This window comes from Luxibacter massiliensis, assembly GCF_900604355.1.
GTDB lineage: Bacteria > Bacillota > Clostridia > Lachnospirales > Lachnospiraceae > Luxibacter > Luxibacter massiliensis.
Window position 1 is genome coordinate 1,003,751 of the sequence record NZ_UWOE01000001.1, and the last position, 16,049, is coordinate 1,019,799.

The 16,049-nt window shown below is 45.6% G+C and carries 16 protein-coding genes; 13 read left to right on the forward strand and 3 right to left on the reverse strand.

The window, feature by feature from the left end:
- Window positions 1–3: 3 nt before the first annotated feature.
- The 3 genes from EFA47_RS04820 (at window position 4) to EFA47_RS04830 (ending at window position 4,797) form a co-directional block, all read left to right on the forward strand.
- Window positions 4–1,098 carry a DegT/DnrJ/EryC1/StrS family aminotransferase gene (locus EFA47_RS04820; RefSeq protein WP_122642225.1) on the forward strand — a complete coding sequence of 365 codons (1,095 nt, stop codon included), beginning with the start codon at window positions 4–6 and terminating at the stop codon, window positions 1,096–1,098.
- A 153-nt stretch (window positions 1,099–1,251) separates the two neighbouring features.
- On the forward strand, window positions 1,252–3,465 hold the full coding sequence (locus tag EFA47_RS04825) for a threonine/serine exporter family protein (RefSeq protein WP_122642226.1): 2,214 nt from the start codon (window positions 1,252–1,254) through the stop codon (window positions 3,463–3,465).
- A gap of 540 nt (window positions 3,466–4,005) precedes the next feature.
- Window positions 4,006–4,797, forward strand: coding sequence for an HAD family hydrolase (locus tag EFA47_RS04830; RefSeq protein ID WP_122642227.1), 792 nt, complete (start codon window positions 4,006–4,008; stop codon window positions 4,795–4,797).
- 63 nt (window positions 4,798–4,860) lie between these two features.
- Here the strand turns inward: EFA47_RS04830 and aroE are convergent, their stop codons facing one another.
- The 3 genes from aroE to aroF all read right to left on the reverse strand — a co-directional run bounded on the left by aroE (window position 4,861) and on the right by aroF (window position 7,861).
- Window positions 4,861–5,691, reverse strand: coding sequence for a shikimate dehydrogenase (gene aroE, locus EFA47_RS04835; protein WP_164689925.1), 831 nt, complete (start codon window positions 5,689–5,691; stop codon window positions 4,861–4,863).
- Between the two features lies 1 nt (window position 5,692).
- Window positions 5,693–6,748, reverse strand: a complete 1,056-nt coding sequence (aroB, locus tag EFA47_RS04840; RefSeq protein WP_122642229.1) for a 3-dehydroquinate synthase — start codon at window positions 6,746–6,748, stop codon at window positions 5,693–5,695.
- A gap of 102 nt (window positions 6,749–6,850) precedes the next feature.
- Complete coding sequence (gene aroF / locus EFA47_RS04845; protein WP_122642230.1) at window positions 6,851–7,861, reverse strand: 3-deoxy-7-phosphoheptulonate synthase; 1,011 nt, start codon at window positions 7,859–7,861, stop codon at window positions 6,851–6,853.
- A 617-nt stretch (window positions 7,862–8,478) separates the two neighbouring features.
- On the opposite strand from aroF, the gene EFA47_RS04850 reads away from it, so the two are divergent.
- The 10 genes from EFA47_RS04850 to EFA47_RS04890 all read left to right on the forward strand — a co-directional run bounded on the left by EFA47_RS04850 (window position 8,479) and on the right by EFA47_RS04890 (window position 16,001).
- Window positions 8,479–8,838: a CidA/LrgA family protein gene (locus tag EFA47_RS04850; RefSeq protein WP_122642231.1), complete on the forward strand. Its 360-nt coding sequence runs from the start codon at window positions 8,479–8,481 to the stop codon at window positions 8,836–8,838.
- Entirely contained in the window at window positions 8,838–9,515 is a 678-nt protein-coding gene (locus EFA47_RS04855; RefSeq protein WP_122642232.1) for an LrgB family protein, read from the forward strand. Before EFA47_RS04850 ends, EFA47_RS04855 begins: the two co-directional genes overlap by 1 nt.
- Before the next feature lie 147 nt (window positions 9,516–9,662).
- On the forward strand, window positions 9,663–10,358 hold the full coding sequence (gene pyrH, locus EFA47_RS04860; RefSeq protein WP_122642233.1) for a UMP kinase: 696 nt from the start codon (window positions 9,663–9,665) through the stop codon (window positions 10,356–10,358).
- Window positions 10,359–10,372: 14 nt separating this feature from the next.
- Window positions 10,373–10,924: a ribosome recycling factor gene (gene frr, locus EFA47_RS04865; RefSeq protein WP_122642234.1), complete on the forward strand. Its 552-nt coding sequence runs from the start codon at window positions 10,373–10,375 to the stop codon at window positions 10,922–10,924.
- Between the two features lie 131 nt (window positions 10,925–11,055).
- A complete protein-coding gene (locus EFA47_RS19810) occupies window positions 11,056–11,241 on the forward strand; it encodes a hypothetical protein (RefSeq protein ID WP_164689926.1) in 186 nt (61 codons plus the stop codon).
- 244 nt (window positions 11,242–11,485) lie between these two features.
- Window positions 11,486–12,202, forward strand: a complete 717-nt coding sequence (locus EFA47_RS04870) for an isoprenyl transferase (RefSeq protein WP_122642235.1) — start codon at window positions 11,486–11,488, stop codon at window positions 12,200–12,202.
- Window positions 12,195–13,004 carry a phosphatidate cytidylyltransferase gene (locus tag EFA47_RS04875; RefSeq protein WP_122642236.1) on the forward strand — a complete coding sequence of 270 codons (810 nt, stop codon included), beginning with the start codon at window positions 12,195–12,197 and terminating at the stop codon, window positions 13,002–13,004. Before EFA47_RS04870 ends, EFA47_RS04875 begins: the two co-directional genes overlap by 8 nt.
- Before the next feature lie 71 nt (window positions 13,005–13,075).
- A complete protein-coding gene (dxr, locus tag EFA47_RS04880; RefSeq protein WP_122642237.1) occupies window positions 13,076–14,218 on the forward strand; it encodes a 1-deoxy-D-xylulose-5-phosphate reductoisomerase in 1,143 nt (380 codons plus the stop codon).
- A gap of 3 nt (window positions 14,219–14,221) precedes the next feature.
- Window positions 14,222–15,259, forward strand: coding sequence for an RIP metalloprotease RseP (gene rseP / locus EFA47_RS04885; RefSeq protein ID WP_122642238.1), 1,038 nt, complete (start codon window positions 14,222–14,224; stop codon window positions 15,257–15,259).
- A 124-nt stretch (window positions 15,260–15,383) separates the two neighbouring features.
- The gene (locus EFA47_RS04890; protein ID WP_122644409.1) at window positions 15,384–16,001 is read left to right on the forward strand and encodes a TetR/AcrR family transcriptional regulator; all 618 of its coding nucleotides are present in this window, start codon (window positions 15,384–15,386) and stop codon (window positions 15,999–16,001) included.
- The last annotated feature ends 48 nt before the right edge of the window (window positions 16,002–16,049 follow it).

The following is a 16,049-nucleotide window of genomic DNA, read 5'->3' on the forward strand; positions in this document are numbered from 1 at the left end:
ATCATGAAAATCATGGCCAACAGGCTGGACAGAGGCTTTTATCAATATCAGGAAGAGTTTGAGAAAAAGGCTCTGGAAGTGCTGCGAAGCGGCCGGTATGTATTGGGAAAGGAAGTTTTGGCTTTTGAACAGGAATTTGCACGATACACTGGGAGCCGGTACTGTGTAGGCCTCGGGAGCGGGCTGGATGCGCTCTGGATTGCATTTTGCATTCTGGGGATTGGCTCCGGGGACGAGGTGATTGTACAGGGAAATACCTATATTGCCAGTGTGATGGGGATTACAATCAATGGAGCTACCCCGGTCTTTGTGGAACCAGACGCGTATTTTAATATAGACGCAGCCAAAATCGAAGAGAAGATAACGGACAGGACGAAAGCGATTTTAGTGGTGCATCTATATGGCCAGGCTTCCAATATGGGTCCTATTATGGAAATCGCGCGCCGCTATCGCCTGCGTGTTGTGGAGGATTGCGCCCAGTCCCACGGAGCCTGCTTCAAAGGACAGATGACAGGGACGTTTGGCGATATTGGCTGTTTTTCCTTTTATCCATCCAAAAATCTGGGAGCCTTTGGAGAGGCCGGGGCCATTGTGACAGATAATCGTAAAACGGCGGATGACGTAAGGATATTTCGGAATTATGGCAGTGAAAAAAGATATCATAACAAAGCAGCGGGGACGAATTCCAGGTTAGACGAACTGCAGGCAGGATTGCTGAGGGTACGTCTTTCTCATATGGCTGAACTGGAGCGGGAAAAGCGGGATGTCTGTAGAAATTATTTAAAGAAGATAAACAATCCCCATATCAGGCTGCCGAGGATCCGGGAGGGCGCAACGCATATCTGGCATCAATTTGTAGTTCAGTGTGAGGAGCGGGAAAAACTTATGAAGTACCTGGATGAAAAGGGAATTGGGACAATGATACATTATCCTATACCGCCTCATTTATCAAAGGCCTATTCTTACCTGGAATTACCAAAGGGCAGTTATCCCATCACGGAAAAATATGCAGAAACGGTATTATCGATGCCCTTATATTATGGAATGACGTGGGAAGAGGCAGACTATGTGATTGCGTGTTTGAATGCGTTCTCCTAACTGTTCAGCCGTGAGGTGAAAAACTGCACTAGCTGTGAATCCCAGCCGTATGGCTGAATAGATACCAATTTTCGGCTTGACATGCTGTCTATGAATTAAGAAAAGGAAGTTGATGTTTCATTCCTATAAACATCATACATATAAGAACAGAAAATGAAGAAAAAACTAAAGAAAAATACAGTATCAAAAAAACAATCAGGTAAGGCGGGGATTTTGCTGGGCGCTGCCCTGATTCTGTTTTTATTGATTTCAGTAAAATATTTATTTATGGGTGAAATATACAACTGGCAGTTGTCTGACCCGTTCTTTACCAGAAGCCTGGCCGCAAGCATCTGTGTGATCTTTGTAAGCCAACTGATTGCATATAAATTCCAAAGAGGATTTTTTGGAGCGTTGGTTGTATTATGCATTTTTCTTTCGTGGCAGGCAGTGATCGTGCCGTATGTAACAGTACTGCTATATTTTGAGGGCATCGTATTTATTGGAAGCACCCTGCGGAGCAGGACTGAAACAAAAGAAAAATATGAACCGGATCTGATTTTAGACTTGATTACAGGCATGTCCTGCTGGGGAGCGGCTGCGATTGTCAGTTCCCTTCTGGGATTTGGGACCATCGTCCATCTTAGGATTATGACAGTGGGGATTTTGATTTTGTGCGCCATTATAAACAGGGAACAGAAGAAATTGGGAAATACAATTCTGGGAAATGTAAATAGGCTCTATCAACAGAACAAAGGGGACTGGAAATGGATGCTTGCCCTGAATCTCCTTCTGGTTTTAGGGTGTATGCTGGCGGCCAGAACCAATAATTCGGTTGACTTTGATTCTGTGTGGTATCTGCTGAAACCAGAACACTTTTTGATAGGCGAGCACTCGTTCTATGACTACCTGGGATATTCTGGCTATGTATATTACTATCCGAAATTGTATGAATTGTTTATGTTACCAGTCAGCGGGTTAGGAGATTATAGTTTTATACAGATCGGGAATGTATTTTTTTATTATTTTCTATCCATAGCTATTACGCAGGGAATGAGCGGCCGTTCGGGCCATAGGAGGCTTCTCCCATGCCTGGCCATTATGTCGGTTCCAGTGGTCACGGCCTTGGGCGTCTCGGCAAAACCTGATATGATGGGGGCGTTTCTGACGGTAACTGCAGTTGTCTTGTTTCTTCGGTTTATAGAAAGCCATGACCGTAAATTTGTATTTTACTCCCTGGTATGCCTGGCCTTGTCTACAGGTACAAAGGTGACATTCCTTGCCTGGGGAGGACTGGTTTTCCTATGTATTTTAGTTTATTTCATTTTCAGGATAAAAGAGAATCGGAAAGCGGATTCCGGTGAAAAGAAATATAAAGGGGAAATCCCGTGGGTACTGATAACCGCATTGATTCTGATTGCGGGGATTCATTACAGGACTTTGCTGTTAACAGGATATCCGGTTTACCCGGTAGGGATCGGTATATGGGATAAACTGGGTTTTACTCCGACGGATGTCAGCAGGGGATTCAGTGCAAACAGTAATTATTTTGGGGCAGGGATTGACCTGCCTGCCGTTATGAAACAATTGGTTCATTTTATCTTTACTCCTGATCTGGACAGTTTATTATTTACGAAAATCTGCTGGCCTACGAATCTTTGGCTTGTATGCTATATTGCAATGATCTGTTTGGCAGTGAAGAGGAGAAAAATAATCGGGGACGCCCATAAATGGCTGGTGCTGCTTTCCACAGCCATGTTTGTTTTTACGCTATTGTTCGCGGGAATTCTGAAACAGCCGGACGGCAATTACTTTATTGTACCGGCGGCTGTCATTCTTTTCGCGTGTTTTAAGCTATATTATTGGAAAGACAGGGAAGAGGGGGACGGGGAAAGGATCATCATGGAATCCGCATTGGGCGGATGGATTGTTTTTGGCGTCATTTTTCTGTTGGTGACGAACTGGAGCGGGTCAATTGGATATCAATATTATGACGCCAAGCTGATAAGAAATAATTTTGATACCGATGCATGGAGATATGAGAGTATGTCTGCCAGAGGATATGAAAATATAGCGGCATATATTGAAGAATACTATCCAGATATGCGGATCATCATCTCAAGGGCAGAAATGTTTGTGGATGGGAGCGTAGAGACAGCTAACAGTGCGTTTTCGCCATCATGGAGTTCTACAGAGAAGACGGATACATATGAAGGTTTTGTGGAGTACATAAAACATGCAGAGATAAGAGGGTTTGTCATATTGGATGACGATACAAGTGTATTTAGTGAATATGTGGAAAGGCTGGGGGAGGAAGTCGGGTTTGAGGAGACGATGAAAGATAGGGGCGCTGTGTTTTATATAGTGGATGAAGGGATGTATGGGTAGAGTGGCGCTTGTATATGGGGACTGTACTGTGTAGAGTAGTGTAGAGTTGTAGAGTAACGATTTTAGTCCGCCTTACATGGGTCTATCATAGATAAGGCCCAAACAGCCAATAATCATGACTGGCAAGCCTGACGGCAAGTGTCAAGCTTGCCAGTGAACAGCAGCCATAGAGTCTGCTCGCAGTTTGCGTGCATGGGGGCGGTGATTCCAATATAAGAAATCAGGCCTGTCATCGATGGTTTTATTTTTTTGTAAAAGACAAACTTTGTGGTATTTTAGATTGGATTGAAGGCTGCTGTCTGTGGACGGATTGGAGGTATGCAATGGGGGGATGCAGCCCTACAATTTTTGCCGGCTTTTGCCAGGTTAAAATGGATTTTTATGAGGAATAGTGATAAAGTGGTAAAAGAGCGTATTTAGCGGCAGAGGAGATGCTTGCTAAGTGAAGCATAGTCCACTTAGCCTGTATTCCCATAAACTGGGCGCGATAGAGCAGCTATGTTGAAAATAGATAGCAGGCTATGAGAAAAGGAGAAGAAAATGGACAGATCAGTACTTTTTTTTGATATTGACGGAACCCTATTGAGTGAAATAACATATGAAATCCCATGGAGTGCACTGGAGGCATTGAATAAGGCGAGAAAGGCCGGGCATTTACTTTTTATCAATACTGGCCGGACATTCTGCAGCCTGCCGCCAAAAGTACGGCAATTTGGATTTGACGGGTATTTGTGCGGCTGCGGGACTTACCTGACATACGGGGATGAAGTCTTACTGTCCAGCTCTATACCAGAGGGGCGGGGCCTAAGTATTATAAGTAAGATGGCAGAGTGCAGGATAGAAGGTATAGCAGAAGGCGTGGAGGATGTCTATATGCCGTCCAGGATAAGCCGGTTTGACGGACTAGAAAGCACCAGGCGCTATTTCCGCGGATACGGATTAGGTGTGGAGGTATATCTGGAGACAGGGAAGTTTACTTATGATAAATTTTTGATTTATACAGATAAACAGAGTGATAAAAATACATTTATGAAATTTATCGAGGAGGACATAGAACCCATTGACCGGGGAAATGGCATATATGAATGTGTACAGAAAGGCTATTCCAAGGCAACCGCCTGCGACTATATTCTGAATAAATTTGGGATGGATTTGGAGCAGGCTTATGTATTTGGGGACAGCACGAATGACATTTCCATGTTTGCATATGCCAGGCATACAATTGCTATGGGGGAACATGCTAAGGAACTGGAACCGTATACAGAGTATGTGACAGATACGGTGGAAGAAGATGGACTTGCACACGCAATTGAACATTATGGGTTGATTTAGAAGAATGAGAGGAATGGGGACAGTCCCTTTTGCAAAAGGGACTGTCCCCATTGAGCTCCATTTTCAGAATTTTCTGGATAATTCGTCGTGGATGTTATTGCCCATTGTATAGTCAAGTTTTCGCCCGAACCAGATTTCTTCTGCTCCAATGGCCTGATCAACCAGCATCATAAGGCCTGTTACGATTTGGAGGCCTTGTTCCTGGGCGGTCAGGAGAAACTCTGTCATCAACGGATTATACACAATATCAGATGCAATTTTGAATTTTTTAACAATTTCTTTACTGACCGGACTTTTCCCGGCATTAGGGTACATTCCTATAGGTGTCGTATTGATGATGATATCGCCATCTGGGATTTCATCCAGGGTGCAGATGGCGATGTAGGGAAATTGTTTTTTTAGCACAGAGGAGGCGGTTTGGTTTCTGGCTGCAACTGTAATTTGGGCCGCTTGTTCTTTATGGAACCCATAGATGAGGGCTCTAGAGGCGCCGCCAGAACCAAGGATTACGATTTTTTTCCCCAGCAGTGCGATATTGGCTTTCCTGAACATGCTGACAACACCCAGAAAATCAGTATTATAGCCGTAAAGTACGCCACTTTTTAGAAATATTGTATTTACGGCGCCAATTTTTGCGGCGGCGGGTTCCAATATATCTACGAGGCGGCAGACAGTTTCTTTATAAGGAATTGTAACATTCATGCCAACAATGTTTTCCTTTTCCATAAATGGTTTTAGTAGGGGAACTTCATCTGCAGTCATTTCGAATTTTTGGTATGTTCCCTGAATGTTTAACTGCCCCATTAAATCTTGGTGTATTTCAGGGGAAAGGCTGTGTGATAATTTTTCTCCAAGGATTCCTAATCGATAATTTGTGTTTTTGTTTACGTCCATATTAAACCATTCCTGCTTTTTTAAAGAAATCAAGATCTATAGGCTGCACATAACTGTCTCCTATTTTATGGAGGAGCACTACATTTAGATGGTTATTTATGTTTTTCTTATCCAGTTTGATAGCATCGGTCAAATCAGAAATGGAAAGTCCGCTTTGAACTGGCAGGCCATAGGCCGATAGAATTTCTTTTATTCTGTCGGATTCCCCAGCTAAAGAAAGGCCTCTGGCTTCTGACAGCCTGGTAATTTGATACATACCAATGGCAACGGCCTCGCCGTGGCTCTCTCTGCCATAATGATAGTATTGTTCAATGGTATGTGCCAGTGTATGGCCAAAATTAAGGAGCATGCGCTCGCCGGTATCAAATTGATCATTTTCTACCACAGCACGCTTAATGTCAACGCAGCGATAAATGATATCAGCAATCTGCCCCTTTAGATTTTCGAAAGAGCCGCATTTATATAAAGTTTCAAATAGTGAGGCATCTTTAATACATCCATATTTTATTACCTCTCCCATGCCATCAATAATATACCTTTTGGGGAGGGTGTCCAATACGGCAGGGTCAATCAAAACCAAGCGGGGGTGATAAAAGGCTCCCACCAGATTTTTTCCCTGGGGCAGGTCAACTGCTACCTTGCCTCCTACAGAAGAGTCCACCTGGGCAAGGAGGGAAGTAGGTATCTGCACAAAACTGACTCCGCGGAGGTAACTTGCAGCTGCAAACCCGGCCAGATCTCCAATAACCCCTCCGCCCAGAGCAATGACAAGGTCGCTGCGGGTGATTTGTTTTTCTAACATTGCATCATATATTTGAGGAAGAGTTTGAAAATTCTTGGTTGTCTCCCCGTGAGGCAAAATAAGACTGTGACATTCATAGGATGGCAACGAATGGATGAGCTTCTGCCCGTAAAGGGGGAATACATGATCATCAGAAATAATCATTATGCGTTTGCCATGGAAGAACTGAGAGACATATTGTTCCGCGTTTGCTAATATTCCAGATTCAATAAAGATAGGATAACTATTTTTACCTAAATTAACTATTAATTTCAAGAGATTTCTCCTTTTGATATAGAATGGCTGACAAAGGGGACAGACCCTTTTGCAGAAGGGACAGACCCCTTTGCAAAAGGGTCTGTCCCCTTCATATGTTTATCACTTCTTCCCTACGACCGAAGCGATTTGTTTGATTTGTTTAAGTAAATTGTCATATTTTTCGGGTTTCAGTGACTGGGCGCCGTCGCACAGGGCGCATTCCGGGTCATTGTGAACTTCTATCATCAGTCCGTCCGCACCGGCTGCCACGGCGGCTTTTGCCATGGGTTCCACAAGCCACCATTTGCCGCCTGCGTGGCTGGGGTCTACGATGACGGGTAAATGTGTCTTTTTCTTGAGGACAGGAATGCTCTGCAGATCCAGGGTATTCCTGGTATAGTTTTCAAAAGTCCGTATTCCCCTCTCGCAGAGAATGACATTTTCATTGCCCGCAGCCATAATATATTCGGCGGACATGATCCATTCTTCGTAGGTAGCGTTTAATCCCCTTTTCAGAAGTATCGGGCGGTCTAACTGCCCGAGCTGTTTCAGGAGGTCAAAGTTCTGCATATTTCTGGCCCCGATTTGGATTAGGTCTACCTTTTCATTAAATACTTCAAGATATTCAGGCGACATCAGTTCTGTGACTATGGGGAGTCCTGTAATCTTTTTGACTTCACATAAAATATCCAGTCCTTCCATGCCAAGTCCCTGGAATGAATATGGACTGGTGCGGGGTTTGAAAGCGCCCCCTCTTAGCAGGTTGGCACCGGAGGCCTTCGCGGCCTGGGCGATCTCTGTGACTTGTTCCAGCGATTCTACAGAACAGGGGCCGGCTATCAGTGCGAGATGGTCTCCTCCCACCTGGACACCGGATACATCGATAACAGAATCCTCAGGATGAAATGCACGGTTGGCCAGTTTGTAGGGTTCCTGGACATGCATAACCTTATCAACAGATGCATCTACTTCAAACAGTTTGGAATCTATAGCAGTTGTATCACCAATACAGCCAATGATAGTCATTTCCTGGCCTCTGACGATATGGGTATCTAGTCCGCGCTTTTTAATAAGATTCTGCACACGGCTGATATTATCTTCTGAGGTGTGCGGTTTTAATACAATAATCATGTTCGTTCCCTCCCAAATACATTGACTTCACACTGTAAAATTTTAGCTGTTTAAAGTGTGAAAACATATGTATCATAAAACATCTCCCATGGAATGTCAATAAGTTTGGAGAAAATTCATGGGGCCCTGGACATGTAGGAAAATAGTATATTACAAATATGTACAAAAAGTATGCCTTAAGGTGGCCCCCTAACGCACGCCCCACAGGGGCGGGGACTTTGTCTGACAAGGTAAACTATTTGAACTGTTAATGTTCAACAAGGCATACCCAAAGGGCATCTCCTAACACATGTCCTTCGGACGGGGGCGTCCAGTAAGGTTATACTAAATAAACTGTTCCTGTAGGATTAGGCATACCCAAAGGTCGCCCCTTCATTCATGTCCTTCAGACGGGTGGACTTCATTCGTCAAGGTAAAGAAATTTATATTTTTACAGCCGAATTAAATGGCCGCCAAACGTGCCTGGCGGTGAACACGGACATTGACAATTATTACAGGGGGGTGTATTTTAACCTGTAGGGTTGCCGCGGCAGCCTGCAGTTTGTCTGCAAGTCTGTTTATAGGGCCGGGGCGCCCGTAGGGTATACGATATTATTGAGAGAATAGAGGAATGAGAAATGAAAATAATTAAGCAAACAGGCATTATTTTTACAGTCTGCTGGCTGAGCCAGGTTATTGCCAGAATTCTCCCCTTTGAATTTCCGGCAAGCGTGATTGGGATGATACTACTGTTTATCTGCCTGATGACTGGATTTCTAAAGATCGAACATATCCAGGAGAAATCAGATTTTCTTTTGGGGAATATGGCTTTCTTTTTTATCCCTGCAGGAGTCAGTATTATGAACTACTTCGATGTGCTGAAAAGCAGCGCCGTGCAGCTGATCATCATCTGCGTTATCTCGACCATTATCACCTTTGCGGTCACGGCATATAGTGTCAAACTGACCATAAAACTTATGGATAGGAGGAAAAAATAATGTCGGCTTTATTTGCCTCACCATATTTCGGGGTGGCCCTCAGTATCATAGCCTTTGGCATCGGTGTAAAAATTCAGCAGAAAACCAGGAATGCGGTCTGTAATCCGCTGCTGATTGCTATTGTGATCGTTGTCGGCATACTTCTGATATTCAGAATCCCATATGATTCCTACAGTGTGGGAGGCGGAGTCATAGATATGTTCCTGGCGCCGGCCACGGCATGTTTGGCAGTCCCCATCTATACGAAAATTGCCATATTAAAAAAGTACTGGCTTCCTATTATAGTCGGATGTACGGCAGGTTCATTTTCATCCATGGCCAGCATTTATTGTCTGTGCAGGTTGTTTGGATTGGACGCAGGCCTTACTGTATCTATGATCCCGAAATCAGTTACAACCCCTATCGCTGCCGGCATTGCACAGGCCCATGGGGGCATAGTGCCTATTACAGTGGTGGCGGTGCTCTTCACGGGGATCTTAGGAAGCATTGCAGCCCCCCTGCTCATAAAAATTTTTAAAGTTTCAGATTCTGTGGCAGCGGGCCTTGCTATTGGCTCATGCAGCCATGCAGTGGGCACCTCCAAAGCCATTGAGATAGGGGAAGTGGAGGGAGCCATGAGCGGCCTTGCGATTGGGATCTGCGGAATTGTAACTGCTGTGGTTGCTATGTTTCTATAGCTGTTCTGATACCCGGATGGAGCCTCTGGATTGCCAGGGACAGAATCAGAGACAGAAGGAGAAGCGGGATATGTGCATGACAAAATAGAAAAGTTATGGTATACTGCATTTTAGAATATACAACAGAATTTGAAGGAGCCAGAATGTATGAAAAGAGTATTGTTAAAGCTGAGTGGCGAAGCGCTTGCAGGTGATAAGAAGACAGGCTTTGATGAAGCTACCTGTATGGGTGTGGCCAGGCAGGTAAAACAGCTTGTGGACCAGGGAATCCAGGTTGCAGTTGTGACCGGGGGCGGGAATTTTTGGAGAGGCCGTACCAGTGAGACAATAGACAGGGCCAAGGCTGACCAGATAGGAATGCTGGCCACAGTGATGAACTGTATATACGTATCTGACATATTCCGGCATGTGGGAATGCAGACCGAGATTTTTACCCCTTTTGCGTGCAGTACATTTACCGCACTGTTTTCTAAGGATGCCGCCCTGGCGGCCCTAGAGCAGGGGAAAGTAATCTTTTTTGCCGGAGGTACGGGGCATCCGTATTTTTCCACGGACACAGGAGCTGTGCTAAGGGCCGTTGAGATTGAGGCAGACGCCATGCTGCTTGCCAAAGCGATTGATGGGATTTATGACAGTGACCCGAAGGTGAATCCGCAGGCAGAGAAATATGAGGAGATTTCTATCCAGGAAGTGATTGACCGCAAGTTAGCGGCAGTGGATCTGGCTGCATCCATTCTCTGCATGGAGAATAAGATGCCCATGCTTGTATTCGGCCTGAACGAAGAGAACAGTATTGCCAATACTATAAGCGGCAAATTTACGGGAACAAAAGTGACAGTATAGGGAGGTATGAAGACATGGATGAAAAATTAAAAGTATATGATGAAAAGATGACTAAGACAATCAGCAACCTGAATAGTGACCTGGCCGCAATCAGGGCGGGGCGCGCTAACCCCCATGTACTGGACAGGCTGGTGGTTGATTACTACGGGTCGCCCACACCTATCCAGCAGGTCGCCAATGTGGCTGTACCAGAGGCAAGGATGATTCAGATCCAGCCGTGGGAAAAGAGTATGCTTAAGGAGATTGAGAAGGCGATTCAGATGTCAGACATTGGAATTAACCCTACAAATGACGGCTCTACCATCAGGCTGGTTTTTCCTGAGCTTACTGAGGAGCGCAGAAAAGAATTGGTCAAGGATGTAAAGAAAAAGGGAGAGGGGGCCAAGGTCGCTATCCGGAATATCCGCAGGGACGGCAACGACGCCCTTAAGAAACTTAAAGGCGGCGAGATTTCTGAGGATGGGATTAAGGACTTAGAGGAGTCCCTCCAGAAACTGACTGACAAATATATTTCCGATGTAGATAAGGCTGTGGAGGCAAAATCTAAAGAAGTCCTCACTGTTTAATATATTTTCAGCAGGCTGCAGATAATACCTGGCAGGATGTGCGCCATGGAGATAGTGGCGTTGGTGCACGCCCGGCCGGGAAGGCTGGCTTCTGCAGGGAAGTCTGTTTGGCGAGGCAGGAATACTTCTTTATGGGCCACCCAGCAGCGGGGAAGAGAATGCCCCCCAATTTCCTGGATGTATATGATGTGCAACAGCTAAGAATGTGCTATGCACATTCTTTTTATAATTACATAGAAAAATCCGTTGGGTTTCCTATGAATTATAAAGCGCTCCGTGCCGGACTGCGCTGCGGCGGAGTAGGACGATATCGCTGATGCGGCCCGCCGCAGGGGAAGAATCCTGCTATGGCAGGATTCTTTATTACTTTATTTGGAAAGTTTTCATTTTCTTATATTAAAACCTGCCTAAGATGCTGGGATATGCAACGTAAAAAGGCGTAAAGCTGTGTCCTGGCGCATGGATGGAAGCAGGCTTTTCAGTGATGGGGGAGAAAAGAGGGCAGGTCTATCTGCTTTGCCCTCTAGTTAAATTGAACACTGTTTTTAGGAGGATATGTTGATGAAAGTACCACAGCATGTGGCAATCATTCTGGACGGCAACGGCCGGTGGGCAAAATCCAAAGGAATGCCGAGAAATTATGGACATGCCCAGGGCAGTAAAAATGTAGAAAAGATTTGTGAGGAAGCCTGGAGGATGGGCATAAAATACCTGACCGTATATGCTTTCTCCACTGAGAACTGGAACCGTCCTAAAAGTGAAGTGGATGCCCTGATGAAGCTTCTCCGTAATTATATGAAAACTTGCCTGAAAACGGCTGAGAAGAATGACATGAAAATCCGTGTGATTGGGGATATTAAAGCATTGGATGAGGATATCAAAGGCCGGATTAAAGAATTAGAGGAAGCAAGCAGGGAAAATGGAGGATTGAATTTTACGATTGCTATTAACTACGGAAGCAGGGACGAGATGATACGCGCTTTCAGGAATTTAGCAAAGGACTGTGTGGAGCGTAAGGTGGATCCCTCAGAGATTGATGAAGCGCTGTATGAGTCATATCTGGATACACATGGAATCCCGGATCCGGATCTGTTAATCAGGACAAGCGGGGAGCTGAGGCTGTCTAATTATCTTCTTTGGCAGCTGGCCTACACAGAATTTTATTTTACAGATGTTTTGTGGCCTGACTTTACAAAAGAGGAATTAGTAAAAGCTGTGGAGCAGTATAATAGCAGAGACAGGCGCTATGGAGGGGTAAAGGAGGAACAGGATGTTTAAGACACGTCTATTAAGCGGCATACTGCTGGTGATAATCGCACTTGTGACAGTGATTTCCGGGGGGAATATCCTATTTGCAACCTTGTTTATTATCAGTATGATTGGTTTGACAGAGCTTTACAAAGTGTTCGGTATCTGGAACAAGGCCCCGGGAATATGCGGTTATCTTTTTGCAGCGGCATACTATATCCTTGTCTATGCAAAAGCCTTGCTGCCAGACACAACAGACTGGTTTATGCTGCTTTTTATGGCATTTCTAATATGCATGATGGCTGTATTTGTATTCTCATTCCCCGCATACAGGACAGAACAGATCCTGGCGGCATTTTTTGGAGTCTTTTATGTGGCGGTCATGCTGTCATATGTATACCAGACAAGGATTTTGCCTGGCGGTGTGTTTATGGTGTGGCTGGTATTTATCTGTTCCTGGGGATGCGATACCTGTGCCTACTGCGTGGGAATGTTAATAGGGAGACATAGGATGGCGCCCCGCTTAAGTCCCAAGAAATCCGTGGAAGGGGGGATTGGAGGGATTGTGGGGGCAGCCCTGCTGGGGATACTGTATGCGCTGGCTGTCAATAGATGGGGCAATGCAGGCGTGAGCCTCTTAAGCTTTGCGGTCATTGGCGCGGCAGGCGGTGCAATCTCACAGGTGGGCGACCTGGCAGCGTCGGCCATTAAGAGGAACCATGATATTAAGGATTATGGGAAATTGATTCCAGGGCACGGAGGGATATTGGACCGTTTTGACAGTGTGATTTTTACAGCCCCTATCATATATTATCTGGCAGTCCTGCTGTAGCAGAAATGTAGGATAGGGGGCATAGTCATATGTACATGCGTAAACTGGCATAAAAGAAGGGAATATATACAATGAAGAAAATTGCAGTGCTTGGTTCCACAGGCTCTATAGGCACACAGACCTTAGAGGTGGCCAGGGAAAATGGAGATATCCAGATTACGGCGTTGGCTGCCGGGAATAATATTGAACTTCTGGAGCGGCAGATCCGGGAATTCCATCCTAAGCTGGCGGCAGTCTGGGATGAAAAAAAGGCGGCCAGCCTTCGTAAGAAGGTGCGCGACCTGGATATAAAGATTTTGTCCGGGATGGAGGGGTTAAAGGAGGCGGCATCAGAACAGGAGGCAGAGATCGTGGTCACTGCAGTTGTGGGGATGATTGGGATCTTGCCTACGATTTCCGCTATAAAGGCGGGGAAGGATATTGCCCTGGCAAACAAGGAAACACTGGTGACAGCCGGGCATATCATTATGCCCCTTGCAAAACAATATAGCGTGTCTATCCTCCCGGTGGACAGTGAGCACAGCGCCATATTCCAGTCCCTCCAGGGAGGGCAGGAGAAGGCGCTGCACAAAATACTGCTGACAGCATCCGGTGGGCCCTTCCGGGGGAAAACAAGGGATGAGCTTGTCGACGTACAGGTGGAAGATGCCCTGAGGCACCCAAATTGGGAGATGGGGAGGAAGATTACAATCGATTCCTCCACTATGGTAAATAAGGGTTTGGAAGTGATCGAGGCAAAATGGCTGTTCCAGGTGTCCATTGACCAGATTGAGGTGGTCATCCAACCCCAGAGCATCATACATTCCATGGTAGAGTATGAGGATGGGGCCATTATAGCAGAGCTTGGGACGCCTGATATGAAGCTGCCTATCCAATATGCCCTGTATTATCCAGAGAGGCGCTATCTTCCTGGGGAACGCCTGGATTTTGGGACTATAGCAAAGATCACATTTGAAAAACCCGATATGGAGACATTTTACGGCTTGAGGCTGGCTTTTGAGGCGGGCAAAAGGGGCGGCTCCCTCCCTGCGGCCTTTAATGCGGCAAATGAGATGGCTGTGGCGCTCTTTTTGGAAAAAAGAATCAAATATCTGCAGATACCGGAGATTATACAGTCTTGTATGGAAAATCATAAAATAATCGAGGAACCTGGGGTGGAGGAGATACTAAATACAGAGCAGGAAGCATATGAATTTATTAAAAACAGGTGGTAGTATATGGGGATTATTTTAGCAATTATCTTATTTAGCGTGATTATTATTTTCCATGAACTGGGGCATTTTACCCTGGCCAAGTTAAATAAAATCCGCGTGGATGAATTTTCACTGGGCCTGGGCCCTACACTGATAGGCAAAGAAATAAAAGGAACGAAATTTTCGATAAAGCTCCTTCCGTTCGGAGGCGCCTGTATGATGGGCGAGGATGACGCCGAGGATATGTCTGAGGGCAGTTTTAACAGTAAATCTGTCTGGGCACGGATATCTGTTATTGTGGCGGGCCCGGTTTTTAACTTTATTATGGCCCTTATTTTTTCTGTAATTTTGGTGGCCTGGATTGGATATGATGCGCCCGTCATTGCAGGCGTCGATGAAGGGTACTCGGCAATCGAGCAGGGCATTAAGGAAGGGGATGTTATCACAGAGCTCAATGGCAAGAAAATCCATCTCTGGAAGGAAGTCACTCTCTTTAATCTCATGAATGAGGGCACAAACCCCGTGTCCCTGACCTATGTAAGAGATGGGCAGGAGCGTACTGTCACCTTAGAGCCAAGGCAGCTGGAGGGGGATACATTTGGCCGCATAGGGATACGCGGGAGCGGCACGAATGTAAAGGCAGGCGCGCTGGACTCTGTTAAGTATGGCGCTTATACTTTGAAGTATTGGGTGGACTATTCTTTTGACTGCCTGAAAATGCTTGTCAAAGGGCAGGTAGGCATTAAAGAGATGTCCGGGCCTGTGGGCATTGTAGACTTTGTAGATAACACTTACAAAGAAGCTGCCCCCGCAGGGTGGAGCGTTGTCATCTTAAATCTCCTGAATATCGCCACACTGCTGTCAGCCAACCTGGGGGTCATCAATCTTCTTCCCCTGCCTGCACTGGACGGCGGAAGGCTGGTATTTCTGTTCATTGAGGCCATACGGAGAAAACGTGTGCCCCCGGAAAAGGAAGGGATGGTGCATTTTGCAGGATTTGCCCTGCTGATGGCTCTGATGGTTGTTGTAATGTATAACGATATACGGAATCTCTTTTTATAGGGAAAGATTAGGAAGTTTTTGAGGAGATAAACCCAGTCTACATTAGATGGGGTTTATTGGCGGGGCGGCAGGCGGAAGATATAAAATAACAGGAATATATAACGGCGTTATGAGGAGGCGGCTGATGGCAGAGAAAAGTCTATCAACACTGGAAAGCATACACATGGCTGCAAAGACAGAATTTTTGGAAAAGGGGTTTAAATCTGCTTCCCTGCGAAATATTGTGAAGGCTGTGGGGATGACTACAGGCGCTTTTTATGGGTATTACGAGAGCAAAGAGGCGTTATTTGGCGCTTTGGTGAGCGAACAGTATGAGTATATCCTGAATCGGTTTAAAAAGGCCCAGAGGGAGTTCGCCCAGCTTCCCCATGAACGGCAGCCGGAAAACCTGGGGGATATCTCGGGGGCAAGTATGTTTGATATGCTGTCATACGCATACAAGAATTTAGAAGAGTTTAAGCTGATTTTGTGCTGTTCAGAAGGTACCCGATTTGATGGTCTGATCGATGAAATGGTGGAGATTGAAGTGCAGGCCACCCGTGATTATCAGGCTGTGCTTGAGGAGTTGGGGTATCCTTCCCACAGAATAGACCCAAAGCTAGAGCATATTTTAATTACAGGTATGTTTAATGCTTTCTTTGAGATTATCATACATGAAATGCCGCTGGATGAAGCCAAGAATTATCTGGAGGAGATGCGTAAGTTTTATACCGCAGGCTGGATGAAAATTATGGGGCAGTGACGCCCTATAATTTTTGGCTGGCGGTTAGTTAGAACTAATAAGGAGGGG